The organism is Achromobacter sp. D10 (assembly GCF_035282245.1).
In the GTDB taxonomy this organism is placed as follows: domain Bacteria; phylum Pseudomonadota; class Gammaproteobacteria; order Burkholderiales; family Burkholderiaceae_B; genus Achromobacter; species Achromobacter insolitus.
The window spans coordinates 130,677-154,963 of the sequence record NZ_JAYJLE010000011.1 but is presented as its reverse complement, the minus strand read 5'-3'; the positions used below and the strand labels follow the sequence as shown (position 1 = coordinate 154,963).

At 62.3% G+C, this 24,287-nt stretch carries 30 protein-coding genes; 13 read left to right on the top strand and 17 right to left on the bottom strand.

Features of this window, described 5'->3' with window-relative positions:
* Nucleotides 1-156 precede the first annotated feature (156 nt).
* From VCS63_RS23765 to VCS63_RS23740, 6 genes are all read right to left on the bottom strand, one after another.
* Entirely contained in the window at nucleotides 157-2,448 is a 2,292-nt protein-coding gene (locus VCS63_RS23765; RefSeq protein WP_323881154.1) for a xanthine dehydrogenase family protein molybdopterin-binding subunit, read from the bottom strand.
* Complete coding sequence (locus VCS63_RS23760; protein ID WP_042794671.1) at nucleotides 2,445-2,918, bottom strand: (2Fe-2S)-binding protein; 474 nt, start codon at nucleotides 2,916-2,918, stop codon at nucleotides 2,445-2,447. Before VCS63_RS23760 ends, VCS63_RS23765 begins: the two co-directional genes overlap by 4 nt.
* A gap of 227 nt (nucleotides 2,919-3,145) precedes the next feature.
* Entirely contained in the window at nucleotides 3,146-3,919 is a 774-nt protein-coding gene (locus VCS63_RS23755; protein WP_042794672.1) for an IclR family transcriptional regulator, read from the bottom strand.
* Between the two features lie 83 nt (nucleotides 3,920-4,002).
* Nucleotides 4,003-4,779 carry an enoyl-CoA hydratase/isomerase family protein gene (locus VCS63_RS23750; protein ID WP_323881153.1) on the bottom strand — a complete coding sequence of 259 codons (777 nt, stop codon included), beginning with the start codon at nucleotides 4,777-4,779 and terminating at the stop codon, nucleotides 4,003-4,005.
* A complete protein-coding gene (locus tag VCS63_RS23745; protein WP_323881173.1) occupies nucleotides 4,776-6,905 on the bottom strand; it encodes an acetate--CoA ligase family protein in 2,130 nt (709 codons plus the stop codon). Before VCS63_RS23745 ends, VCS63_RS23750 begins: the two co-directional genes overlap by 4 nt.
* Before the next feature lie 13 nt (nucleotides 6,906-6,918).
* Nucleotides 6,919-7,920, bottom strand: coding sequence for a tripartite tricarboxylate transporter substrate binding protein (locus VCS63_RS23740; protein ID WP_323881152.1), 1,002 nt, complete (start codon nucleotides 7,918-7,920; stop codon nucleotides 6,919-6,921).
* 230 nt (nucleotides 7,921-8,150) lie between these two features.
* Between VCS63_RS23740 and VCS63_RS23735 the strand changes: the two genes are divergently transcribed.
* The 8 genes from VCS63_RS23735 to VCS63_RS23700 are packed head-to-tail and all read left to right on the top strand — an operon-like array spanning nucleotide 8,151 to nucleotide 14,334.
* On the top strand, nucleotides 8,151-9,299 hold the full coding sequence (locus VCS63_RS23735; RefSeq protein ID WP_323881151.1) for an acyl-CoA dehydrogenase family protein: 1,149 nt from the start codon (nucleotides 8,151-8,153) through the stop codon (nucleotides 9,297-9,299).
* Nucleotides 9,296-10,105: an enoyl-CoA hydratase/isomerase family protein gene (locus tag VCS63_RS23730; protein WP_323881150.1), complete on the top strand. Its 810-nt coding sequence runs from the start codon at nucleotides 9,296-9,298 to the stop codon at nucleotides 10,103-10,105. The genes VCS63_RS23735 and VCS63_RS23730 overlap by 4 nt, the downstream gene beginning before the upstream one ends.
* The gene (locus VCS63_RS23725) at nucleotides 10,102-11,253 is read left to right on the top strand and encodes a thiolase family protein (protein WP_063643058.1); all 1,152 of its coding nucleotides are present in this window, start codon (nucleotides 10,102-10,104) and stop codon (nucleotides 11,251-11,253) included. The genes VCS63_RS23730 and VCS63_RS23725 overlap by 4 nt, the downstream gene beginning before the upstream one ends.
* A gap of 1 nt (nucleotide 11,254) precedes the next feature.
* The gene (locus VCS63_RS23720; protein WP_323881149.1) at nucleotides 11,255-11,656 is read left to right on the top strand and encodes a Zn-ribbon domain-containing OB-fold protein; all 402 of its coding nucleotides are present in this window, start codon (nucleotides 11,255-11,257) and stop codon (nucleotides 11,654-11,656) included.
* Nucleotides 11,653-12,048, top strand: a complete 396-nt coding sequence (locus VCS63_RS23715; RefSeq protein ID WP_164793208.1) for a hypothetical protein — start codon at nucleotides 11,653-11,655, stop codon at nucleotides 12,046-12,048. Before VCS63_RS23720 ends, VCS63_RS23715 begins: the two co-directional genes overlap by 4 nt.
* 9 nt (nucleotides 12,049-12,057) lie before the next feature.
* Nucleotides 12,058-12,453 (top strand): MaoC family dehydratase, encoded by a 396-nt coding sequence (locus tag VCS63_RS23710; RefSeq protein ID WP_175200850.1) that lies wholly within the window; start codon nucleotides 12,058-12,060, stop codon nucleotides 12,451-12,453.
* A 17-nt stretch (nucleotides 12,454-12,470) separates the two neighbouring features.
* Nucleotides 12,471-13,631, top strand: a complete 1,161-nt coding sequence (locus VCS63_RS23705; protein WP_042794680.1) for an acyl-CoA dehydrogenase family protein — start codon at nucleotides 12,471-12,473, stop codon at nucleotides 13,629-13,631.
* 58 nt (nucleotides 13,632-13,689) lie between these two features.
* Nucleotides 13,690-14,334, top strand: a complete 645-nt coding sequence (locus VCS63_RS23700; protein ID WP_323881148.1) for an HD domain-containing protein — start codon at nucleotides 13,690-13,692, stop codon at nucleotides 14,332-14,334.
* Between the two features lie 34 nt (nucleotides 14,335-14,368).
* On the opposite strand, the gene VCS63_RS23695 is transcribed toward VCS63_RS23700, so the two are convergent.
* Both VCS63_RS23695 and VCS63_RS23690 read right to left on the bottom strand, forming a co-directional pair.
* Nucleotides 14,369-14,626, bottom strand: a complete 258-nt coding sequence (locus VCS63_RS23695; RefSeq protein ID WP_042794681.1) for a hypothetical protein — start codon at nucleotides 14,624-14,626, stop codon at nucleotides 14,369-14,371.
* 37 nt (nucleotides 14,627-14,663) lie between these two features.
* Entirely contained in the window at nucleotides 14,664-14,870 is a 207-nt protein-coding gene (locus VCS63_RS23690; RefSeq protein WP_042794682.1) for a cold-shock protein, read from the bottom strand.
* 440 nt (nucleotides 14,871-15,310) lie between these two features.
* Here VCS63_RS23690 and VCS63_RS23685 point away from each other — a divergent pair, with 440 nt between their 5' ends.
* Together VCS63_RS23685 and VCS63_RS23680 are read left to right on the top strand one after the other, a co-directional pair.
* Nucleotides 15,311-15,748 (top strand): hypothetical protein, encoded by a 438-nt coding sequence (locus VCS63_RS23685; protein ID WP_042794683.1) that lies wholly within the window; start codon nucleotides 15,311-15,313, stop codon nucleotides 15,746-15,748.
* Nucleotides 15,749-15,947: 199 nt separating this feature from the next.
* Nucleotides 15,948-17,453, top strand: a complete 1,506-nt coding sequence (locus VCS63_RS23680) for a tyrosine-type recombinase/integrase (protein WP_323881147.1) — start codon at nucleotides 15,948-15,950, stop codon at nucleotides 17,451-17,453.
* A gap of 31 nt (nucleotides 17,454-17,484) precedes the next feature.
* Here the strand turns inward: VCS63_RS23680 and VCS63_RS23675 are convergent, their stop codons facing one another.
* Complete coding sequence (locus VCS63_RS23675; RefSeq protein ID WP_323881146.1) at nucleotides 17,485-18,417, bottom strand: hypothetical protein; 933 nt, start codon at nucleotides 18,415-18,417, stop codon at nucleotides 17,485-17,487.
* A gap of 223 nt (nucleotides 18,418-18,640) precedes the next feature.
* On the bottom strand, nucleotides 18,641-19,759 hold the full coding sequence (locus VCS63_RS23670) for a hypothetical protein (protein ID WP_323881145.1): 1,119 nt from the start codon (nucleotides 19,757-19,759) through the stop codon (nucleotides 18,641-18,643).
* Between the two features lie 246 nt (nucleotides 19,760-20,005).
* Here VCS63_RS23670 and VCS63_RS23665 point away from each other — a divergent pair, with 246 nt between their 5' ends.
* Nucleotides 20,006-20,155 (top strand): hypothetical protein, encoded by a 150-nt coding sequence (locus VCS63_RS23665; RefSeq protein ID WP_323881144.1) that lies wholly within the window; start codon nucleotides 20,006-20,008, stop codon nucleotides 20,153-20,155.
* Between the two features lie 83 nt (nucleotides 20,156-20,238).
* Here the strand turns inward: VCS63_RS23665 and VCS63_RS23660 are convergent, their stop codons facing one another.
* Together VCS63_RS23660 and VCS63_RS23655 are read right to left on the bottom strand one after the other, a co-directional pair.
* Nucleotides 20,239-20,523, bottom strand: coding sequence for a hypothetical protein (locus tag VCS63_RS23660; RefSeq protein WP_192353438.1), 285 nt, complete (start codon nucleotides 20,521-20,523; stop codon nucleotides 20,239-20,241).
* Nucleotides 20,507-20,809, bottom strand: coding sequence for a hypothetical protein (locus VCS63_RS23655; protein ID WP_080551133.1), 303 nt, complete (start codon nucleotides 20,807-20,809; stop codon nucleotides 20,507-20,509). Before VCS63_RS23655 ends, VCS63_RS23660 begins: the two co-directional genes overlap by 17 nt.
* A gap of 150 nt (nucleotides 20,810-20,959) precedes the next feature.
* Here VCS63_RS23655 and VCS63_RS23650 point away from each other — a divergent pair, with 150 nt between their 5' ends.
* On the top strand, nucleotides 20,960-21,121 hold the full coding sequence (locus tag VCS63_RS23650; protein ID WP_167555690.1) for a hypothetical protein: 162 nt from the start codon (nucleotides 20,960-20,962) through the stop codon (nucleotides 21,119-21,121).
* Between the two features lie 270 nt (nucleotides 21,122-21,391).
* A complete protein-coding gene (locus VCS63_RS23645) occupies nucleotides 21,392-21,829 on the top strand; it encodes a hypothetical protein (protein WP_323881143.1) in 438 nt (145 codons plus the stop codon).
* A gap of 80 nt (nucleotides 21,830-21,909) precedes the next feature.
* On the opposite strand, the gene VCS63_RS23640 is transcribed toward VCS63_RS23645, so the two are convergent.
* The 5 genes from VCS63_RS23640 to VCS63_RS23620 all read right to left on the bottom strand — a co-directional run bounded on the left by VCS63_RS23640 (nucleotide 21,910) and on the right by VCS63_RS23620 (nucleotide 24,280).
* Nucleotides 21,910-22,140: a DNA-3-methyladenine glycosylase gene (locus tag VCS63_RS23640; protein WP_175179283.1), complete on the bottom strand. Its 231-nt coding sequence runs from the start codon at nucleotides 22,138-22,140 to the stop codon at nucleotides 21,910-21,912.
* A gap of 221 nt (nucleotides 22,141-22,361) precedes the next feature.
* Nucleotides 22,362-22,628 (bottom strand): hypothetical protein, encoded by a 267-nt coding sequence (locus VCS63_RS23635; RefSeq protein ID WP_323881142.1) that lies wholly within the window; start codon nucleotides 22,626-22,628, stop codon nucleotides 22,362-22,364.
* Nucleotides 22,612-23,109 (bottom strand): hypothetical protein, encoded by a 498-nt coding sequence (locus tag VCS63_RS23630; RefSeq protein ID WP_323881141.1) that lies wholly within the window; start codon nucleotides 23,107-23,109, stop codon nucleotides 22,612-22,614. The genes VCS63_RS23635 and VCS63_RS23630 overlap by 17 nt, the downstream gene beginning before the upstream one ends.
* Before the next feature lie 2 nt (nucleotides 23,110-23,111).
* Nucleotides 23,112-23,555 (bottom strand): hypothetical protein, encoded by a 444-nt coding sequence (locus tag VCS63_RS23625; protein WP_149064096.1) that lies wholly within the window; start codon nucleotides 23,553-23,555, stop codon nucleotides 23,112-23,114.
* A gap of 269 nt (nucleotides 23,556-23,824) precedes the next feature.
* Nucleotides 23,825-24,280, bottom strand: a complete 456-nt coding sequence (locus VCS63_RS23620; RefSeq protein WP_323881140.1) for a hypothetical protein — start codon at nucleotides 24,278-24,280, stop codon at nucleotides 23,825-23,827.
* Between the last annotated feature and the right edge of the window lie 7 nt (nucleotides 24,281-24,287).

Below are 24,287 nucleotides of genomic sequence, written 5' to 3'. Positions count from 1 at the left end.
CCTGGGGGAGCATGGCTTGGGCGCGCGGGAGCCGCGCCCAAGCCGCCGCCAGGCGCCACGACTATTTGAATCCTGCCGCCGGGCGGGTTGAAGCGCTGCACCGGCCAGCGGCCAGCGGCCAAACCGATGACAGTGGGCGGTTCCCCGCGCGTGGTGTCAGGCGACTCTGCGCACGGGCAGATTGCGAATCCGCTTTCCGGTGGCGGCAAATATGGCATTACATAGCGCAGGCGCTACGGGCGGAACCGGCGGTTCTCCCACGCCGCCAGGGGGCAGAGTGTGGTCGTCGTTGACCAGATGCGTCCGGATCACGCGCGGCGACGCATTGTGGCGCAGCACTTCGTAGTCGTGGAAATTGCTTTGCTTCACGCGGCCTTTCTCGAAGGTGATTTCGCTGGTGAGCGCAAGGCTCAGGCCCATGACGGCGCCGCCTTCCATTTGCGCGCGTATGCGTTCGGGGTTGATCTGCGGGCCGCAGTCCATCGCCATGTCCACGGCAACGATGCGTACCTCGCCCTTCTCGTCTACGGCCACCTCGACTACGGTGGCGGTGTAACTCATGAAGCTATAACAGAATGCCAAGCCCAGGCCATGGCCCTTGGGCAATGTCCGGCCCCATTCAGCTCCTTTGCAGGCCGCTTCGATCACGCCGCGCAGGCGGCCCGTGTCGTAAGGGTAGCGTTCTGGCGATTCCGAGTAATTCCAGGTATCGGCCAAGGTGCCCGGATCGATTCGACGCGCCGGACCGATAAGGTCAAGCGCGAAATCCTTGGGGTCCTTGCCCGCGCGCTCGGCCAGTTCGGCAATGAAGCATTGCGCCGCGAACGCATGGGGGATGTTGGCGACCGAGCGGAACCATCCGATGCGGGCATGGGCTTCTACTTCGGCTGTTTCCACCCGGACGTGCGGAATGCGGTACGGCATGTTGATGGCCGACATTGCCGACTCGAACATCTGCTGGCCCTTGGCTCCCTCGGAGAAGAGAGAGGCGATGGTGGGAGCGGCGCTGCGGTGCAGCCACGATTGGACTTGTCCGCTTGTGTCCAGGACTGCCTCCAGGCGCTCGACCGACACGGTGTGCAGATAGTCATGGTGAATGTCGTCTTCACGCGTCCACACCAGCTTGACCGGCGTGCCTTCCGGCATGGCCTGCGCAACAATAGCGGCCTCGTCCACGAAGTCGGGCTTGGACTTGCGGCCAAACCCTCCTCCCAGCAGCAGGACATTCACCTTGACTTTGGCAGGGTCCAGCTTCAGTCGGGCCGCTACCGCATCTCGCGCCGCGACGGGGTTCTGAATAGAGGTCCAGACTTCGGCGTTGCCGCCTTTGATCTGGACGGTTGCCACCGGCGGCTCCATCGACGCATGGGCCAGGTGCGGGACGTAGTATTCCGCGGCCAGGCGCCCGGCTTCGGGTGCCTTAGCCCAGACTTGCGCCACGTCGCCTTGATTGCGTATCGCCTTGCCGGGTTTGCGCGCAGCCGATTCCAGCGCCTGGTGATAAGCGACCGAGTCGTAGCTGCCGTTGGGTCCGTCGTCCCATTCGATGTCCAGTGCGTCGCGGCCCTGGCGGGCTGCCCAGGTGTTGCGCGCGACGACGGCGACGCCGCCCAAAGGCTGGAATGCCGGCGCGCCCTGCATCGGGGGAATTTCCACGACCTTCAGCACGCCGGGAACGGTCAGCGCCCGAGCACTGTCGAAGCGACGCAGCTTGCCCCCGACGACCGGCGGGCGTGCCACGACGGCATAGACCATGCCGGGCAGGCGCATATCCATGCCGTAGCTGGCCTGGCCTTTCCCGATGGCTTCCAGGTCCACGAGCCGGACCTGGTCTTTCCCGATGTAGCGGAACTCACTGCGATCCTTGAGTTTGAGCGCGTCTCCCGTGGGAACCGGCTGCCTGGCCGCGTCGGCGGCAAGCTCGCCATAAGCCAGACGGCGCCCAGACGCCTGGTGCAGCACCTCATGCTGAACCGCCTTGACTTCGGCGAGCGGAACGGACCACCGCGCCGCCGCCGCTGCCTCCAGCATCTGCCGGGCCGCGGCGCCGACGCGCCGCATGGGCATCAGGAAGTGGCGCACACTTCGCGACCCATCCACGTTCTGGTTGCCGTAGCGCACTTCATCGGCCTGCGCCTGTATGACCTTTACGCGGTCCCAGCGCGCTTCCATCTCGTCGGCTACCACCATGGGCAGGCTGGTGCGGACTCCCGTGCCCATTTCAGCGCGATGCGCAACGATGGTAACGGTGCCGTCCGCGGCAATGCTGACGAAAACCAGCGGGTCGTCGACAGTGCCGCCGGGCATGCTGTCGGCGCCATACTTCTGGGTGGCGGGTTCCGCTGCCCAGACTGTCGTGATGAGTCCTTTCGCTGTGATAGCCAGCGTAAGCGCGCCCAGGCCGCCCTGCAAAAAACCGCGCCGGGAAAGTTGAGCGGTGAGCATCATTGCTTGCCTCCCTGGGCCAGGCGCTTGGCCGCCTGCTGGATGGCGGCGCGAATGCGGGGGTAGGTGCCGCAGCGGCAGATATTGCCGCTCATGGCGTCTTCGATATCTTGGTCCGTAGGCTGGGGAGCGGCTTTGAGCAGGCTGACCGCGGTCATGATCTGGCCCGCCTGGCAGTAGCCACATTGAGCCACATTCTGCTCGATCCAGGCTTGCTGCACCGCCTGGCCGACGGCATCGGCCTCCATCCCTTCGATCGTGGTGATATGGTGGCCCGCCACCGCTGAGAGGGGGGTAACGCAAGAACGGATTGGCGCGCCGTCCATGTGCACGGTACAGGCGCCGCACAGCGCCATGCCGCATCCGAATTTGGTGCCGGTCATGCCGAGCTCATCTCTCAAGGTCCAGAGCAAGGGCGTTTCGCCCGGAACGTCGACGTTCTTTGCCTGGCCGTTGATTTGGATCTGGGTCATAGCGGAATCCTTGGGATAGGGGCAGGAAGGGCCGTGCCTTGCCTCAGACACGCGTTAAGCACCTATTTATATCGGAATTCCGCCCAGAATCTACAAACCAATTTATTAGTTTCGCTAATAAGCCTATTAAGGGGGCGGTCAGCAACCGCCGCGTTGCGCAGGTTTCGGTTCCTGGCCTGTTGCATGAACTTCACCAACAGGGGCGGCGGCGCATGAGTGGCGGGAAGTCAGGCGCGGCCGCCGGACAAGGCTCGCGTGATCAGGGCGGCGCGGTCGCGCAGATCGGCGCCCAGGCGCTCCAGGGCATCGCCCGAGAACTGCGCGCTGAAGCCGACCGCGCTGACGGCCATGGCGGGTTTGCCGAATTCGTCGAGCACCGCGGCAGAGACGGTGCTTACGCCTTTCACATAATTGCCGGCATCCACCGCGTAGCCCTTTTCGCGAGCCTCGCGCACACCTTCCAGATAGTCCTGGAAAGGCGGCTTGTCGTCCCATCGCAGGTTGTCGAAACGCTGGCGCAATTCCTTGTCATCCAGCCCGGAATGAGCCGCCATACAGCGGCCCAACGCCGCGATATACATCGGCAAGCGCTGGCCCACGCTCATGTGCACCCGCACGGAGCTATCGGTATCGGCGCGATCCACCAGCACTACACGTTCGTTCGACGTACGCTGCCAGAGCGTCGCGGTAACACCGTGTCCGCGCGCGATGTCGCGCAGATGCGGATGGATCAGCCGCACGTAGGACCCCTGCTCCAGCACGCCCTTGGCGAGTTCGACCATGCCCAGCGCAATGGAATAGGTTTTGGTGGCTTCGTCGAACGACACCAGGCCTTCGTACACCAGCGTCTTGAGAAAGTTGTAGCAAGTGCTGGAGTTGAGTTGGAGGTCACGCGCCACCCGGGTGACCCCCACGCCCGAGGGGGCAGCGCTCAGGTAGCGCAGGACGCGCAGCCCGCCCACGAGAGCGCCCACGAGTTTTTCCGGTTGTTCGGTCGTCATTCTGAAGACAGAGAAATTCTCTGGATAGAAAAGAGCAAAAATTGTGGCATAGAGCCCCAACTGGCACAAACCCGGCCGGCGTTTCAGCCCGCACGCCGGGCGCGCATGCCATCAAGGTAGGCACGTATGGACTCCTGCACGCCGGGCCTGCTGAAGTTCTCGTGCATAAGTGGTTCGAGCGCTTCGAGACGCCCAAGGACGGGATCGGGGGGCTCCAGCAGCAAGCGCGCTTTGCGGGCGATGGCCAGGGCTTCCCTGCGCGCGAGGTAGAACTCCAGGCGGTCAGCGGACAGCCGCTCGAAGTCCGCCACGGGCAACACATCGGTCACCAAACCCAGTTCACGGGCCGGCTCGGCGTTCAGCACCTGGCCGCTGAGGCATAGCTGCCGGGCCCGCGCGGCGCTGATCTTCGTTTCCAACGCCGCCTGGACCATGACGGGATACATGTTGAAGGCGATCTCCGGGCAGGCAAGCGCCAGGTCAGTCCCGGCGATGACGATATCGGTCATGGCCAGCAGGATGACGCCGGCCCCCGCCGCCCTGCCCCGGGCAATCGCCAGGATGACCGCCGGACAGCGCGCCATGGCCGCCATCAATTCCCGCAACCCTACGCCCTGCGCTTCCAGCAGCGCCGCGCTGCGGACGAATTCCTCGATGTCGCCGCCGGCGCAGAACAAGGACGGCGATGCGCTGCGCAGCACGATCAGGCCAATGCCGTCCTGCGGCGCGCTGTCGATCGCGCGCCGCAGGGCCGAGAGCATGTCCGCATTCAGCGCGTTGGCCTTGGCCGGGCGGTTCAAGGTAAGCGTGCGAACGCCGCCCTCGTCGTCGACCAGCACATAGGACGAGGGGGCCGTCATAGGAACCTGCTGACCACGGCATCGAGCACCCACGCCCGTCCCTTGCCCACAGCCAACGGATTGATCTCGATTTCCGCCAGATCGGGCCGCGCCAGGAAGGCGTCGCACAAGCTCGCGATCTGTTGCGCCAGGCCGGACAGATCCACCGCGTCGCGACCGCGGAAGCCTTGCATCAGCTTGGCGAAACGCAGGCCTTCGATCATTTCCCGGATGCGTGGCGCATCCAATGGCAGCAGGCGGCTGACCACGTCGGGATCCAGCTCTACTTCCACCCCGCCGCGGCCCAGCGTCAGCGTGGGGCCAAACCTGCCGTCGCGGCGCAGCCCCAGCAGCAACTCGTGGTCAAAGCGCTGCATGGATTCCAGCAGGACGCCCTTTGCAACGATGCCGCGGTCGCGAACGATGCCACGCAGGTGCTTGAGCGCAGCGTGCAACTGCGCGTCGTCCGCAATGCCGAGCACCACGCCGCCGATGTCGCTCTTGTGCAGCACGTCATCGGCTTGCAGTTTCGCGACGACCGGATAGGACAAGGACGCTGGCAGGCCCCCGGACAGTTCACCCTCCACCAGCACCCCGTCGGGAATGCCGGCGACGCCGAGTTCGCGCAACAGCTTCTTGCTATCCCATTCCGCCAGGAATGCGGTCTTCGTTGCCGCCGCGGGGGCTCGCCCGCGCTTCGGCAGGGGCGGCGCCGTCAGCGCCGCAAGGCGCAGGCCGTTCAGGCGCACCGCGCCCCCCAGGGCCGCGACCGCCGGCGGGATGTCGCGAAAAACCGGAATGCGCGCCTGCTCCAACACGGCCACCGACTCTTCCTTGGCGCCGATCCAGATGACGACGATGGGGCGGTGGGTCCGCTGGCGCGCCTGGGCGATCGCATCGGTGAACGCCGTGGCGATGCTGTGCATCAAGCCCACGAAGAGCACGATGGCGTCGTTGCCCGGGTCACGCGCCACGGCCTCCAGCGCCCGCGAGATGCTGGCCGTGTCCTGCACCACGTTGCCGGTCAGGTCCAGCGGGTTGGCCGCCTTGACAAAGGAAGGCAGCACCGGCTTGAGCGCATCCGCCGTCTGCGGTGCCAGCGCCGGCAGCTCCAGCTCCCAGCGTTCTGCCTCGTCGGCGATCAGCACCCCCGCCCCTCCCGACACGGACATGACGGCAAGCCGCGGGCCTTGTGGCACGCTATCGAACAGGAACAGCCGGGCCACGTCCATCATCTGGCCCAGCGAATCCACCCGCAGCGCGCCCTGCTGGCGCAGGCAGGCGTCATAGAGCGTGTCGTCGCCGGCCAACGCGCCAGTGTGGGAGGCCGCCGCCGCCGCGCCCGCCCGCGAGCGGCCGGCCTTGATAGCGATGACCGGCTTGCCTGCCGCCGCCGCGCGCAGCAGGGCCCGCCGAAACGCCTCGGCATCCCGGATGTCCTCGACGTAGAGTCCGATGACCCGCGTTTGGGGATCGTCCGCCAGATATGCGATGGCCGAGGCGGCATCCATATCGCATTCGTTGCCGGTGGTGATCCATTTGCTGAACCCCAGGCCCGACCGCAGGCAGATGTCCATCCAGTAGGCGCCCAGCGCGCCGCTTTGGCTGACGAAAGCAAAACCGCCCTGCCGGATCGGCGTTTCTTCCAGCGCGGTGGTAAAGGAAGCAATGAGTCCGGTGGCACTGTTGGCCACGCCCAGACAGTTGGGCCCCAGTATCGTGACGCCTTCAGCGCGCGCAAGCTCACCCAGCCGGCGCTGCAGCGCGGCGCCCTCCTCGCCCGTTTCGGAAAAGCCCGACGAGAACACCACGAACGCCTTGACGCCCGCGGCCGCGCCTTCGCGGATCACGTCTTCGACCGAGCCCGCCGGCGTGCCGACGATCGCCAGATCCACCGGCTCTCCGATCGCGGCCAGCGAGGCATAGCTCTTGAGGCCTTGCACCTGCTCACGCGTCGGATTGACCGGGAACAGCTTGCCGACGAAGCCGCGCGACAGCATGTAGGCCAGGGGACGACCCGCGATCTTGCCCGGGTCCGCCGAAGCACCCACGATGGCCACGCTGCGCGCCTCCAGCACCGCCGCCGCGCGCGCGGCCCCCTCCGGCGCCAAGGACGGCGCGCTCACCGCGCTACCCGCGCTATTCATCTCATCCACCATTTCAGTTCGCATCGATGCCTGCCGTTTTGATGACCTGGGACCAGCGTTTCATTTCGCCGTCCAGGAACTCGCTGAAGTTCTGCGGCGACGATGCAACCGGGATCACGCCCTGCCCCAGCAAGCGCTTGCGCACGGCGGGATCCTCGAACTCCGCGCGCACCGCCCCCTGCAACTTGTCGACGATGGCCTTGGGTACCCCGGCCGGCGCAACCAGGCCCAGCCAGGTGTTGCCATTGAATCCCGGCAGGCCCGATTCATTCAGCGTGGGATAGTCCGGATAGGCCGGCGACCGCTCCAGCCCGGTGACCGCGATCAGCTTCAGTTTCCCCGACTTTACATAGGGTTCCGCCGACAGCGCGTCCACGAACATCACCGACAACGACCCACCGAGCAAGTCCGTCAGCGCCTGCACGCTGCCCCGGTATGGCACGTGCACCAGCTTGATGCCTGCCGCCTGCTGCAGCAATTCGCCGGATAGATGATTGGATTGGCCGACGCCGGCAGACCCATAGGTCAGGGTGCTTGGCTTGGACTTCGCCAGCGCGATGAATTCTTTGAGATTGGACGCGGGAACCGCCGGATTGGCGACCAGGAAGTTGGTCAGTTCCACCATCTGTGTAATGTTGCTGAAGCCGCGCGCCGTGTCGTACTGCAGCTTGGCATACATGCTGGGGTTGATGGCATGGCTGGTGGCCACAGCCCCCAAGGTGTAGCCGTCGCCCGGCGCGCGCGCCACCGCCTGCGTGCCGATGGTGCCGCCGCCGCCCGGCAGGTTTTTGACCACCGCGGGCTGGCCCAGGCGTTCGATCCCGTGTGCCGCGGTGCGCGCGATGGTGTCCAGGATGCCTCCGGCGGACGAGGCCACGATCACCTCGATCGGTTTGGAGGGATAGGCAGGATCGGCGTGTGCCGGCGCGCTGCCCAAAGCCATAAAGGCGGCCACCGCCGCACTGGCCACCCGCGATGAGAATGAGGATTGAAGCAGGGGTACTCCGGTCTTCATGTTGTCTCCTTTATTCTGTATAGCGAATATTTATCTTTATAGCGAATAAAGTCTAGGAGTGCCCTTCCGGCTTGTCAAGAACAAAACCCCTCGCGGTCCGATGATTGACGCATCAATGAACGCTCGCTATTATATTTTTTAACGAGAATATTTTTCTCTATAAAGAATAATCTGCCGTCTGGAACAGACCCGGAACGGGCGTCGCCAGCTGAGACAAAAGGAGCATATCCGTGAGCTTGAGCTTTGCCTTCTCCAATGAGCATGAGGCCGTGCGCGACACCGTACGGCGGCTTTGCCAGGAAGAACTCGCCCCCCTGGTATTCGAGGCCGAAGAACAGGAGTCCTTCCCCAAGCACATCTTTGAACGCTGGGGAGAACTCGGCTTGCTGGGCGTGCGCTATCCGGAAGCCGATGGCGGCAGCGGCCTGGACAAGATCAGCGATTGCATCGTGCGCGAAGAGCTGAGCTATCTGTCCCAGGCGTTCGCCTCGACCTGGTCGGCGCATACCCACCTGGGCATCTGGCCCATCTGGAAAGCCGGCACGCCCGCGCAGAAAGCCCGCTTTCTCGCGCCCGCGCTGGCCGGCCGGAAAGTGGCGGGATTCGGCCTGAGCGAACCCGACGGAGGCTCCAACGTGCGCGCCATGAAGACGCGCGCGGAACGTGTCGAAGGCGGCTGGCGCCTGCATGGCAGCAAGCTGTACATCACCAATGCCCCATTCGCCGATTTCCTGCTGGTAGCCGCGCGGACCAGCGCGGAACTCCGTCCGGAATCGATCAGCCTGTTCATTGTCGAACTGCCCAACCCGGGATTCGAGATCGCCAAGCTCAAGAAGGAAGGGATACGCGCCTCGGAAACGGCCTTGATCCACATCGACAACGCATTCGTTCCGCACGATTGCCTGTTGGGAGAGATCGAAGGCACTTATCCGCTGATCCTGGAATCCCTGAGCGAAAACCGTGTGGGCGTGGCAGCCAATGCGTTGGGCATGGCGCGCGCCGCCTTCGACGCCGCCACCGCCTATGCCAATGACCGGCTGGTGGCCGGCAAACGCATCGGCCAGTACCAGGCCATCGGCCACAAGCTCGCGGAAATGTCGGCGCAGATCGAAGCCGCCCGCTGGCTGGTCTATTACGGCGCCTGGCGCGTGGATCAGGGCACGCTGGACGCGGCCACGGCGGCGCGCGTCAAGCTGGTGGCCAGCGAAACCGCCGTATCGGTGAGCGAGCAGGCCATCCGCATCTTCGGCGGCGCCGGCATCATGCGCGAGTACCCCGTGGGCCGCATCCACCGCGACGCGCTCGTCTACATCATCGGCGAGGGCACCAGCGAAATCCAGAAGAACATCATCGCCAACAGCCTGGGGTTCAAGCCATGAACGACTTCGTCCTGCGCGAGCGCCGCGGCGCAACGCTCATCATCACTCTCAACCGCCCCGAACGGCGCAATGCCTTCGACCTGGAGGTGCGGCAGAGCCTGGCCGAGGCCGTGCTCGAAGCGCGCGACGACGACGCGGTAAAGGCCCTCGTCATCACCGGCGCCCAGGGCGTGTTCTGCGCGGGCGGCGACCTGAAATCGCTGTCCGAAGCCAAGCGGCCGGTCTACAAGGATCGGGACCGCATACGCAGGCTGCACACCTGGTTCCACGAACTGGTCAATCTGGAAAAGCCCGTCATCGCCGCCGTGGATGGGCCAGCCTTTGGCGCAGGCTTCAATCTGGCGCTGGCCTGCGATTTCATACTCGGCACGCCCGCGGCGCGTTTTTGCGCGGTATTCGGCCGCATCGGCCTGGTGCCCGACCTGGGGGGATTCTTCTTGCTGCCCCGCATCGTCGGACTGCAGCGCGCCAAGGAGCTGGTGTTCTCGGCGCGTGAAGTGGACGCCGAAGAAGCGCGCGCGCTTGGCATCCTGTACCGCATCGTTCCGGCGCCATCCCTGCTGGAGGAGGCCCTGGCGCTTGCCGCGCGCTTCCATGCGGCATCGACCGAGGCGCTGGGCATGTCCAAGAACATCCTTAACCGCTCTTTCAACCTCGACCAGAATACACTGGCCGAACTGGAAGCCCATGCGCAGGCGCTGGCGCTGCACACCTCCTACCATGACGACGCAGTGAGCCGCTTCCTGGACAAGCAGCCGCTTGCGTTCAACTGGTCCGCCAAACCTGGCAAGGACGGCGCCGCATGAGCATGAACGCCTACATCACCGGAGCGTGCGACACGCGCGTCGGCGAGCTGCCGGGCTCAAGCTGCATGGGCCTGCATGCGGAAGCGGCATTCGGCGCAATCCGCGACGCGGGGCTGGAAGCCGGCGACATCGACGGCGTGCTGTGCGCCTACTCCTTCACTGAACCGCACCTGATGCTGGCCTCGGTGTTCTGCGAGTACGCGGGGCTGAGCCCGAAGTTCTGCGCGGCCATCCAGGCCGGCGGCGCCAGCGCCTGCATCATGGTCATGCAGGCGGCGGCGCTGGTGGCCAGCGGCCAATGCAGCCACGTACTGGTCGTCGCGGGCGACAACCGCCTGACCGGGCTGTCGCGCGATGGCGCGGTGGCAGCGCTGGCCGAAGTCGGCCATCCACAATTCGAGCGGCCCTTCGGCATCAGCGTGCCTGCTTCCTACGCGCTGGTGGCGCAGCGCTACATGCATGATTACGGCGTGACATCCGAGCAGTTGGCCGCCATCGCCGTAGAGCACCGGCGCCACGCCGGGCGGCATCCCAAGGCGCACAAGCGCGAGCCGATCTCCATCGACGATGTCCTGAACTCACGCGTCATCAGTTCGCCGCTGCGCATGCTCGACTGCTGCCTGGTCTCGGACGGAGGCGCGGCGCTCGTAATCAGCCGCCGTCCCGCAGGCGACCGCAGCCGCCCCGCCGTGGAGATTCTTGGGGCCGGCCAGGGCCACACGCATGAACATATCGTGGCCGCGCCCAGCCTGGTCGACTTCGGCTGCAAAGCATCCTCCGCGCAAGCCTTCGCGGCGGCAGGCTTGATGCCCGCCGACATCGACGTCGCGCTCATCTACGACTCTTTCACCATCACGCTGCTGGTGGAGCTCGAATCCATCGGGTTCTTCGCCCGCGGCGAAGCCGGTCCGGCGGCCCTGCAAGGCGCGCTCGGCCTGGGCGGCGCCCTGCCGTGCAATACGCACGGCGGCCTGCTGTCCTATGGCCACTCTGGCGCGGCGGGCGGCATGTTCCACGCGGTGGAAGCGGTCCATCAACTGCGCGGCCAGGCGGACGTACGGCAAGTGGATGGCGCCAGGCTGGCTTTCGTGCACGGAGACGGCGGCATCCTGTCCGCCCATTGCTCACTCGTCCTGGGAGCCGCCTGACATGGAAAAACCCTCCATACGCCCCACCGCGGAAAGCCAGCCCTTCTGGGAGGGCTGCCGCCACGGCAAACTGCGCTATCAGACCTGCTCGGATTGCGGCGCGGTACCGCGCATACCGCGCAGCGTCTGCCCCCACTGCCACGGCCCGCATCTGGCATGGAACGATTCCGCCGGGCTGGGCACCGTGCTCAGCCACACCACGGTGCATCGCGCCCCGACGCCCGCCTTCAAGGGGGAAACGCCCTATGTGATTGCATTGGTCGACCTGGACGAAGGGTTCCGACTGATGGTCAATACACGCGGCGGCGCCAACGCGCCGCTCACCATAGGCCAACGAGTGCGGATCGGATTCGAGCCCCGCGGCGATTACCTGCTGCCGATCGCGGAACCGGAGGAGCCATGACCGCGCTGTACACCTATGACAGTTTCACGCCCGACCGTGTGCTGGGCCACTGGGAAGAACCGCTGGACCCCGGGTTGCTGGCGCTTTGGGAACGCTTGTTCGGCGCGCAGGCGCAGGACGCGCCCGCCCGGCAGGCCGGCTTGGCCGTCGCCCTGATGATGCGTGCCTACCTCAACGTGGTGACGCCGCGCCCGCCCGGCAACATCCATGCGCGGCAGGCGCTTTCGGTCCACGGCCTGCCGCGTTCCGGTGAACGCGTTTGCTCCACGGTGCGCTGCGTGAGCAAGGAAATGCGGGGCGAACGCCGCTACCTCCAGCTGGAAGTCGCCGGCGAAGGCGCCGGTGGACGCCCTCTCTATACCGGCCGCATGAACCTCATCTGGGCCGCCTAGGACACGCCAATGACGCCTACTCTTGAAGAAGTCTCCATGTCGGTCACGCAGGCGGACATCGATCTCTACGCCGAGCTGACCAATGACTTCAACCCTCTGCATGTGGACCCGGAGTTCGCCGCCGCCACGCCCATGGGCGGCACCATTGCCCACGGCACGCTCTCCGTCAATCTGATCTGGCAATCGCTGGCGCGCACCGTCGGCGCCACGGCATTGGAGCGCTTCGACCTGGACATTCGCTTTCTCAAGCCTCTGTATGCCGGCGGCGTGATTACCGCCGGCGGCACCCTCCTGGCGGATGTTCCGGGGCGCTACGAGGTATGGGTAAGAGACGCCGCCGGCACCACGCTGATTGCCGGCGAGGTAACGCTCGCCAATGCGGGCAGCCCCCCGGTAACCCACTGAACCCACCCGGAACCGCCATGCACTTCACTCACGAACATCGCGAACTCGAACGGACCACCCGCCGCATCATCGCCGAACATATCGACCCCTACCTGGACGAATGGGAGGCCGAGCAGATGTTTCCCGCTCACCGCGTCATGAAAGCCCTGGGCGCTGCGGGGCTGCTGGGCATAGGCAAGGCGGCGGAGTACGGCGGCATGGAACTGGACTTCAGCTATGAAATGGTCTTCGCCGAGACCCTGGGCGAAGTCCGCTCCAGCGGACTGACCTCGGCCATCGGCGTACAAAGCACCATGTGCACCCCGGCCTTGGCTCACCATGGCAGCGACGCCCTCAAGCGCGAATACCTGGCGCCCACCATCGCGGGAGACCTGGTCGGCTGCATAGGCGTGAGCGAAGCCTCGGCGGGTTCGGACGTATCGCAGATCAAGACCTGGGCACGCCGCGACGGCGATGACTACATCATCAACGGCTCGAAGATGTGGATCACCAATGGGGTGCAAGGCGACTGGATCTGCCTGCTTTGCAATACCTCGCAGGAAGGCGGCCCGCACAAGAACAAGTCGCTCATCATCGTGCCGCTGAAATCGCCTGGCGTCAGCGTCTCGCGCAAGCTCGACAAACTGGTCCTGCGCGCATCCGATACCGCCGAGCTGTTCTTCGACGACGTGCGCGTGCCGGCAAGCAACCGCATCGGCGAAGAAAACATGGGCTTTATCTACCAGATGGAGCAGTTCCAGGAAGAGCGCATGTTCGTCGCGGCGCGCAGCATGCGGTCGATGGAACGCGCCATCGAAGAGACCATCGAATACGCAGGCCAAAGGCAGGTATTCGGCGGCACCATCCTGTCCAACCAGGTCGTCTACCACAAGCTGGCGGAAATGCAGACCGAGATCCAGGCCCTGCGTTCGCTGCTGTACCGCGCCATCGAACAATACATGGACGGCCAGGACATCGCCCAGTTGGCGTCGATGGCGAAGTACTACGCCGGCAAGCTGTCCATGAAGATCCCCAACGAATGCCTGCAATTCTGGGGCGGCCAGGGAGTCATGAACGAGAACTGGATCTCGCGCGCCTACCGCGACCTGCGCCAGACGGCCATCGGTGGCGGCGCCAACGAGATCATGCTGGAGGTCATCGCCAAGACCATGGGCATACATCCTGGCAAGCGGGCGTAGCCCCATCGCGCGCTGTGTAAACTCTCCGCTAGCTGAAAAACTGTCGGGAGTGAAGAACATGCGCGTCGATCTGGCAGCCCTGCGGCTCCAGCTCATACAGATCGCCACGGCGGCCGACACCGGCGATGGCGCTCATGACCTGAGCCATCTGGAACGCGTATGGAAGGCGGCCAGCGGCATGCTGGCCCACCATCCCGAAGCCGACGCCATGATAGTCATGGCCGCCAGCTACCTGCACGATCTCGTCAACCTGCCCAAGGACCACCCCGACCGGGCGCGTGCCTCGACGCTGGCCGCCAGCCAGGCGGCGCATGCGCTCCAGGCCATCGGCTTTCCATCCGCCAAGCTCGATGGCGTGCGTCACGCCATCGAAGCCCACAGTTACTCCGCCAACATACCGCCCCGGTCGATCGAGGCCCGCATCGTGCAGGACGCCGACCGCCTGGACGCGCTTGGCCCCGTGGGACTGGCTCGCATGTTCCACGTCGGCGGGCAATTGGGACGCGCGCTGGCCCATCCATCCGATCCGCTAGGACGGCAGCGGGAACTGGACGACAGCGCCTATACGCTGGACCACATCGAATTGAAGCTCGCCCGCATCGCCGGTTCGATGCAGACCGAAGGCGGGCGCGTGCTGGCGCGGTCCCGGATGGACTGGATACGGCGGTTCCGGGACGAGTTCGTAGCGGACTGGTCAGCGTAAGACAGCAGCCCGCCGCGCGGGCGGCGCCCGTTACTCAGGTAGACCGCCGATGGGCATCGACCAGGCAACGCCCATGATGGATGGCGGCATCTACCGCCATCACCGGGCTGGCAACAAACCCGCCTGAAGCAAAAAATGGCACGGCTTGCGGTTCATTCGACTCGAACTGATCCGCCACCGCGTCCAATGCGACCGTCGCGGTAAAAGCGGGCCGACCACTGCCTCCGACGGATATGCGGGAGACATTGGCCGTCAGCCGATAGCCCTTGTAGACCATGTTGTTATGGAACATGAGCCCTCCTGTCCGTGCGCCCATGCGGGCGCTCTATTCACAGGGCGCGAATCTGCGTCGCCTGCGGACCTTTGGCCCCTTGCGCCGTGACATAGCTGACACGTTGGTTTTCGACCAGGACCTTGTGGCCGTCGCCGCTGACGATTTCAGAGAAATGGGCGAACAGGTCTTTGCCGCCGTTCTCGGGCATGATGAATCCAAAGCCCTTGGCGTCGTTGAACCACTTAACAATTCCGGTTTCCATGCGTTTACTCCTTGAATAGCGGGCATTGCCCGAAAGGGAGCTAGTCAAGGAAAGGACTGCGAACAATGAAGCACCAGGAAGGCGCAAAACCGGACGAAAATCGCGATGCTCGAAAAGCCGCTAGCCCACTATGGGCGCGCGTGATCTGAAAGTCAATCGACGTTTCCAATTAGCACCTTTGACGGCAAGCCCGAGACACGCGGCCGCGGCGGCCAGGCGAACGGAACACAACGCGCGTCATTGTGTAACGGTCTCACCTTATGCCGATGCGCCAGCAATGAGTCGCGTATGCTGCGCGGATGGTGCTTGAACGCGCGTCACCTCGCCGTATCGCCATATGGGAGTGCGACCATGCACCAGATTCAATGCAACGACGTTGCGCCCGCCTTGCTCGATATGCACGCCGCGACGCTCGCGCTTGCGCCACCAACGGCAGCTACGTGAGAACGCTCAGAAGGTCCATCGCCAGATTCGCGCATGCCTTTGCCAGGCTTCTTCCGCCCGCGGCGCCACGCATGGCCGGGAAAGGCCCGAGTACACGAAGCGCTCCCGCACATGCCGCCATTTCGTCGCCATGGCGTGTTTATCGCATCTATGCGCGCCCCGGACACCTGCTGATCCGAAACGAGCAAGGCCAGATCCTGGACCTGGGAGTCATGAAGGGACAAGCGCCCAGCCTGACGTACCGGCTCTTTGTCCGCGGCCTGCAAGGCAAGGGCTTCAAGAACCGCACTCAATTGCTGGACGACATCGCCCGCCGCATCCAGGCCGGAGAAGTCGGAAATGAATTGCTTACCCTGCCGGAGTGGGGAAAAACGCCCGGAGCGGACCTGGATCGCGGCACGCACGTGGACGTGTCCACGAGGATCCAGCATTGATTTGCCAGGCAAAGAAAAAGGGTTAGCTCAACAACATTGAGCTAACCCTTTGATTTTATTGGTCGGGGCGGTGGGATTCGAACTCACGACCCTCTGCTCCCAAATTAGATAATGGCGAACCAGAGCGAACGCCAGCGAACTCCTAACCTTTTGTTTTTATTGGAACTACCGTTTATGGCTTGTTCGGGATCGTCCGCTAATGTACGCTGCCATCCAGCAAAAAGTTGCCCCATGGGTTGCCCCATGGCAACCAATCAACGACCCTCTGCTAATGAACAGATACCCAAAGCGCGGCAAAGGCTTTCGATGGACCGTCAAGGAACTCGAAGCCATAGGGCCAACATGGAAAGGCGACACGCTTGCTGACGGCGATGGCTTGCAGGGTGACGTCCGCGTCAACGAAGCCAATGCATCCGTCGCCTGGCGATATGCGTATAAATGGGGCGGCAAGACTAAGCGTTATTACTGCGGGACGTGGCCCACGCTATCCCTCGAGCAGGTTCGAGCCAACAGGGACCAAGCCCGGGAGTGGGTAAAAGGCGGAATCAATCCCAACGATCAGAAGCGAGCCGTCCGCATTGACGCCCAGCGAAAGGTCGAAGCCACTCTCGCCGAAAACGTTCGCAGACAAGCGGAAGACCTGACCTTTGCCGACCTCTATGACGCATGGATTGCAGACGGAGTACGCCGGTCCGATGACAACGTTGAACTGAAGCGAATCTTCGAAAAAGATGTTCTAACCGACTTAGGGAGGCTAGCGCTTCGAAATCTCAGTGAACATGATGTCCGGGCCATGCTTCGGAAAGTCGTCGCTAGGGGAGCCAACCGCTTGGCCGTGGTCATATTCACCGCGATACGGCAAATGTTGGCATGGGGGGAGAAACGAAAGCCGTGGCGCCCCCTACTGATTGAAGGGAATCCTACCGATCTTGTCGAGATTGGCAAAATCGTGGACAAGGACTACGACCTGGCCAACGTCCGCGAAAGAGTGCTTTCGCCGGAGGAAATACGCGAGCTTAGAGACATCTTTGCGCGGATGGAGCGCGACTATGCAGCGTCTTCAGACAAACGGCGCGCCACACGCCCTATTGCCCTGGAAACTCAGGTGGCAATATGGCTGTGCCTATCCACGTTGACGAGAATAGGTGAGACCCTAAAGGCGCGTTGGGAGCATGTAGATCTCAAGGCCCGCACCTGGTACATCCCGAAGGAGAACGTCAAGAAGACCAAGGCAGGTCAACGAGCTCTGACAATTTTTCTATCCGACTTCGCCACTCAGCAGTTCGAACGTCTACATGCGAAGACAGGCACCGGGAAGTGGTGCTTTCCAGCACGACAGCGAGAGGACGACCACGTCTCAGAATCAACGGTAGGCAAGCAAATCGGAGATCGGCAAACGATGTTCATGGAGCGCAAACCTCTCAAAGGGCGGCGCAACGACAATAGCCTAGTGCTCGCTGGCGGTAGGAAAGGCAACTGGACCGCACACGATTTACGTCGCACCGGAGCGACCCTAATGGAAACGATCGGCATTGAAGACAAAGTCATCGATCTTTGCCAGAACCATGTGATTCATACCGGCAATGCTAAGATTCGCCGACACTACCTGCACAGCGATCACTCAAACCAAATGCGTACAGCTTGGACGGCCCTCGGCTCTGCCTTAGAAAAGGCGCTCTCCGCCGCGCCCTCTGCGTGCAGTTAGCACAGTAGACGCTGTCATTTGCATAGACTGGCTAGCTGCCCAATCGTCGGCTAGTGGGGTCAAGCTCCCGCAGCAATTCTTCCGCCCGCGAGATCCATTCGCGCAACTCGTGTGAAACGGATCCGCCCGATAGCTTGCGAAGATGTCTCAAATACTGCTCCACTGATTGTGATTTTCGCCAAGCATCAGCCTCTTCGCACAAATCGCGCAGAAAGCTATCCCGCTCCTCCTTTTCTCGCTGTCGCTGCTGCTCAATGATCTGCCTTTCTCTGCGCTCTTCCTCTAGTTGCTGCTGCCTTTCCAGCCATCGGGCCTGCGCCTCCTCCCGTAATTTTGCTTGGACGGCCTCACGATGAAGATGTTCAGCATAGGCAGCTTCGGCCTTAGCGAGTCTTGCGAAGAGGTCGCTTAGCTGCTCTTCCAGCGGCCCCTCTTCATCGGACACGAGCTTCTCAGGGCGTGTCGATATCCTAAAATGAATCCGTAACTTCCCCGTCGATTGAGGCTGTTTCCGTACACCGCCTAGGTGCGCGTAGAAGATACTTTTATCCTTTACCTCTTTGACCGTCGCATGCTCGGTCAAGCGCAGGAGCGTGTCGACACCTCTACGTCTTAGAGTTAGGGCTCCGGCCCCAGCGTCCGGCACCAAAAGCGTGTACCCGCGGTTGGAAGCCGCATGGGCGACTGCATTCAAAATGGCCACCGCACGGCCTATCTGTTCTTCGGTCACCCTTGCCACGCATCGTTCGTTCTTCAAAAACAGGTAGCCGCCGTTTTCATCAAATTTGGGCCACCTTAGTCCGGAGTTCAACGCGGACCAATTCGGCTCCCAAGGCCTGTTCTTGGTTCTCTGCAGCGCAGCTTCGTGATCCTTGCGAGCCTTCTGCCACTCTTTCACTCGGCGAGCGAGTCGCTGCTGCACTGACAATATTGCTTTGTGCATAGGCAGATCGCGGACTTCCACGCGGTTGCTTGGATCCCGCTCGAATACCAGATCCCTTTCCAAAATTGCCTTCGTCTCGGGCCTCACAACGCGAGAGGGTGTAGTCTCATCCCTAGTGGTCACGGTCTCCGAAGCGGGCTTTCCCGCCAGAGCAGGAAGCTTCGGTCGCGCACGCGCCTTTCCAGCAGCCTGCTTTGCCCAGTACCCTCTTTCTGGAACGGGCACTCCCAACCTCCGGCAGACTTTACGTAGGCCATTGTCTGAGAGGCCATACTGCTGGCACAACTTCGAAATTGGGACCTTCCAAACCCGCTCGTATAGCTCTGCGCGTTGTATCGTTCGACGCATCGGCATCCTCTATGTCCTCCTGAGACGTCGTGCTTGCGGCCGTATGCCTCAATTGATGGCAACGTCTCGGGGTTGGGTCGACTTCATCAGCAACTGCATGCACCCACTTCAACCATTCTTCCGCCGGATCCCCTATCTCGGGAAACAAGGCCCGCTGTACCGCTTCTGCGTACTGCCGAATCATGAGCGCACGATGCCAACTCTGCACTTCATGCTCCAGTTTTTTTCGCCGTGCCGCCTCCAGCTCTCTCAGCCGTTCCCGCTCTAATTTTTCTTCACGAGCTTGTGCGGAAGCTTCTTCATCTCGTTGCCGCTGCCGATTCTGCGCCAGGTCGAGGACGAACTCGCGCGGGATCCGATCAAATAGTTCTTCTAGTTGGCTTTCCAGAGGTTTCCGGTCTTCGTCAACCACCTGTATCCTACCCCCAAAACGATTGAGATGAATCGACAGCGCGCCCGTAGTCACGAAGTAGTTTTCGTAGGGGGAGCCAGTCGCGGAGCCCTTCGCGTCGTCCTGCACTCGAGCCAGCTTCTCCATGATCCTGAACTCGAGTTCTGCGCCCACGGCCCGGATGTTGAGAGTTTTATCCCCCTTCGTCCACGGAACAACCTCATAGCCGCGCATTGCCGCCATAGAAAACAAGTCGTCGGCGATGTTCAGTGCTCTTTCCCATCCCTGAAGCGTGACGCGCAAGGCGCTTGTCTTGTGTTTCGGGAAAAGCAACAGGCCTTCCCGCACTGCCGCCCGCCAGGTGCGACCGAGCGCTAGTGCCGGCTCTTTCGACCGACGTCGCCGTTCCCCGCTCAAGTAAGCGGCTTGGGCTTTGTGCAGCTCCGTGACTGGCTCTTGAATAACGCCTTGCAGTTCTCGCAACGCCACGTGCCGAGTCTTCCGCGCCCCGCGCGTGTAAGGTCCAACTAAAGATTCCGCCTCAACTAGCCGAGCCAGCGTCGCCCGCTCCGACTCTGTCAATGTTTCAACAGATTGGGCCCATGCGTACTTGGATATCCTCATGTCAGCTCCAATCGATATGCTGATGGCTTTTTATGCGTATCCTAAGCCTACATCAAGGGCGCACCCGCACACTTTCTCTCGCCATGTTGAACGTGTCTTGGCTGGCCCGCCTTACGCGGGCCATACCAACGGCAGGCCCCATGCGCGCTCACTATCGGGGGCGCTAAACCTCTGAATATGGTTAGTTGGTCCTACATCCCTCATCATTGCTCCCACAGCTCGCCCTCGCCGCGTAGAGTGCCAGCCATGGAACCGTGGCCCTTCGACACCATCCCCTCCGAGCATATTGACGCCCTGACAGAAGCAGAGCGCCAGGTGCTGGAAGCTATCGCGCAGGCCTACCTGGCCGAGATCCAATTGCAGCGCCTGAACGGCATGCGCCCGGCGCCCGGCTGACCCTATACTGGCCCTTCCCCTTCCTGCCGGAGGTGCGTATGTGTTGTGCCGCATTTCCCTGAATGCGAGCGATGGCGCCGAGCTCAATTTAACGAGCCTTGCCTCCCTCGCAAGAACATCGCGACCTTCCCCTTCAACAACGCAGCATCATACGTAGCGGTGCTGAGCGCGCCCTGCAACACCATTCTTCGAATGTCGGTCGGCACTTCGTGCCAGATGCTCAAAATTGCTGCCCCAAGGCACGCAATGACTCGCCGCTCGCCTTCGTCAAGCACCCCTGGATCCAGCAACTCAACGAATGTGGGAAATTGCACCCCTCCTTCATTGAGCCAGCGCTCAATCTCAGAGTCATCATGATCGTGGTTCATGTCTATCCCCTGAAAAAAAATCTCCCGCAGCAAGACGCGCAATCTTTACTTTTAGTACCGACTTGTCGAACGCTGCCTGAGCAATCTCACGATTTAGCATCCGCTGGCGCGCATCAACTGGAAGGTCGTCCCACAGGCTCAAAACGGACGCCCCCAGGAAGGCCAAAATCCGACACTCAGACGCCTCGAACTCCTCGATAGCAAACGAGTTGGCAAGAGAGGCAAGCTGCGATCCCCCCTCATCGTCCCACCGCTCCAGTGCTTTCACACCCATTGACTGTGACATGGCAGCCTCCTAGACGGTTGCATGAAATCAGTGTAGAGCAGGTACCTCCACAGGTCTTACGCTTGTTTCAATTCAGTCGTAGGTCCTACGTGCCATTGAGCGTACTGTGAATACGTGGCACTCGCCACGACAACTAAAGAGGTACACATCATGACATTTCCCACCCGCTTCAGCGCAGCTGGCCCCCCCACTCAACCTGGTCAAGACGACCAGCCCAACAAGCAGCAAGAGCAGCAAAGTCAGGAGCAAAAAGAAGAAGCCGCGCGTAAACAAGCGCAAAATGATCCGCTAAAGCAGCGCACCCCTCAGTAGGCGTATCGCACGCGTTCGGCCTAAATCCACGGAGTACGCAGCTGCCTAGCTGCGGATGGATGGCTGAAAGCTTGTGAGCAGGCGCTGACTCGTCGCGCGATTGCGAGAGCCAGCGTTGTCGTGATTCGATCTCGACCCACGATATTTCTGCGCTATTCAAAGGCCACGGTACAGGCCGACCGGTCCCCAAATTAGAACTTCGATTTGATCGACTGCTTCGCCATTTATCGCGGCCGTATCGCGCTTCGATTCATTTAGGCCGACCCGATCATGAAGCTCTTAGCTAAGTCATTTTTACGCGTCATTACTGCTTGCCGGAAATTCGTCTCATTCGGGACGTCGTTCAAGCATCTCGATTCCTCCCCAGCACAGCCCTCAACCCCGGACGCTGCAATGCTCTCGCCTTGGCGCGTATACAGAATCTACGCTCGCCCAGGACACCTGTTGCTTAGGAATGAGCAAGGCAGGATTTTTTACTTCGGCGTTATGAAGGGAGCCGAGCCGAACTTAGCCTATCAGCTGGTCGTGCGAGGTCTCACAGGCCTAGGGTTCGCTTCCCGCACGCTACTACTTGATGACATCATTCGTCGGATTGAGAGCGGTGAAATTGCCGGCGAACTACTGGCCCTTCAAGAATGCGCGGCCGAGCCAGGAATCGATCTGGATCGCGGCATGCACGCCGACGTCTCGATGAAACAGGCTGGATAGACAACCTCACCTACGCTTGCAAGGTCGCGGCGAACGGAGTGGTTCGCGGGCTTAGGGGATGAAGGCGACGCTAGACTCTCCTAATCTTTCATTTCCGACCGAAAGTTTTGGCGATAATCCTCCGCGCGTGCCAATGTGCGGTAAAAAACCGCTCCGACCTCCAGAAATTGCTCCACTTCGTCAGGCGTCAACTTTGTACCAACCTGAGCAAGGCAGTCGGCGTACTTCCCCAGGATATCCACCCAGTCCCCGAAATTCCTAAGGTCCGCCGACCTGCTAATCATCTGCACCAAAAGCTCGTCGCGTTCCATCGTAGTCCCCGTCTGTCGCGGTCCCGTGCCGCGGTACATGCCGATTGCGGTCCGCATGTGCCGTGCCTAAATCACCCCCAACCAAAGGCTACAGCCGCGAGGTCTCGCAAAGACGAGCCCACTTCTTGTTTTCCTCCAAAGCTTGCCTTCGAATCGGCGGCGGAGTAGCCCGAACTTGTTCCTGGGACTCAAAGTAAATTGGCTGCGCGTGATCGCAATACTCAACGCCCACGCGGGCCGGAGCCGCGCACCCAATCACGCTCAAGCTCATCAGCGACAGCGCCATCATCCATCCGAGCCGTTTCAAGCTGCACATCGCGCACCTCCTGGCGGGCCTTCGCCGCCTGTTCATTGATTTGGTCCTGCCTCTCCTGCCGCTCTGCCTGACGCCCGGTGGCGCATCCCCGGTAGAAGACGCTGGCCAGCGCAGCCAGCGCCAGGCCGACCAACAGGAGCCAGCCCTTGATACGTTCAAGCCACTGCGGCATTTCCACCCCCCACCTCTGCTACTGCCTGGGCGTAAAGCCCGCCCCAGGTCTGCGGGTGCGGCTTCCCGGGCCGCCATGTGCGGATGTACATGTCCCATGCCCCCTGCACGTCACCCACGGCGGGCAGGCGCCAGGCGTCCGTCCACATGAGCAGGCGTGCGAAGACTGCCGCCAGCACGTCGTCAGTCTCCAGCGCCGGATGAACGGCGGCCGCGACCGGTGCCACGCCGCGCAGGCCGCAGGTCCTGTATGCAAGCTCGCGGCTGGCAGGATGGGTCAGCACCCCACGCACCCCACCCCCGCGCTCAAACTGCCACAGTCCGCGAGCCGGTCCATTGCCAAGCTGTCGCCGATGGAGAAAGCGACTTTCCTGCAGGCCGATGGCCAGCATCTGGACACGCGCCGCAGCCGTGTCCATCTTGGCCGGCAACAGCGCGAGCGCGGGATTAACCGCCGTCAGAATGATCGTCTTCAAGTCCACGATCAGCCCTCCCCACCAGGCCGCACGCCAAACAGCTTGGCGCGAGCCTCGGCCACCCATTCGAGCAGCCCCTTCTGGCGCATACTCGCCATCCACCGCACGTAGGCGCCCAAGACCCACCAGGCCGGCAGGCCCGCGATCAACATGCTCGGACCCAATACATAAAACTTCGCCAGCAGCGCGTCATCACTGCCAGCACCATGCTGGGCGAGCCAGGTCATAGCCTCCATCAGGCTGGGCTTCCAGGCGATCACGGCCGCCGCCACGGCAGGGCCAAATAGGAAAGAACATGAGACGGTCGAAATGCTGCGGACAGTGAACTCGCGCGCAGTCCGCGGCGGCATGATCAGCAGCCCGAGAATCGCCGCAATCGCCGCAGGAATGCCGTATGCCATTGCGACCTTCAAGGCCGCGAGGCCTCCCAGCCCCGTAGAACTCGGTTCCATTGAAATGCTCCTTTGGGTTCGCATCTCTGCCCTCCCGTATGTATGGACGAAAAAAAGCCCGCGCTAGGCGGGCTGGTTGTCTTCAGGTTTGACCGGATTTCGGCGTTTCACGTCTAAGCATTTGTCGACCCAGTCGCACACGGCGGCCGGCAACTGAACGCCTTGCTCTCGTAAGTGAGCAGCTAGCTTGACCATGGCGTCCAACTGGTCACCAATCGGCGGATACTGTCCACGCCGCCTCTGGTAGGGGCAAGTTTGAACACTGATCTTCATGGAATGATGATTTCCTTTTCAAGGTAGCTCGCCAGGCCTGCCACGAGAATTCGATAAGGGCCAGGAACATCGAATTCCAGTTCCACCGGACCGGCCTCGGTTACGCGATAGTCGGTTTTGTTGATGACGATGACGCAGCCGACTGGCACATCATGCAGCGTCAGCCCATCTGCATATGCTGGGTTGGCCTCCCTGGGCTTTACCGTCTCGTCGGACCAGTCGAACCAATCCAGATCGATACGGGCGGAACCAATGCGATAGCCGATGGCCAGCATGTGAGGTAACTGAACCTCGTCAACAGACGTATTGCCGTTTATCCACCCCTCCGTCGTGGGCATAAATATGTTGGTGAAGACCCGTTCGGCTGGGCTTTCAATAGTGGGCGCTTCCGCCTCGCCCTCCAGGCCCGGCGCCGGGTCGGCGCCAGGATCCTGATCGGGATCGTCTTGCATGTTTCTC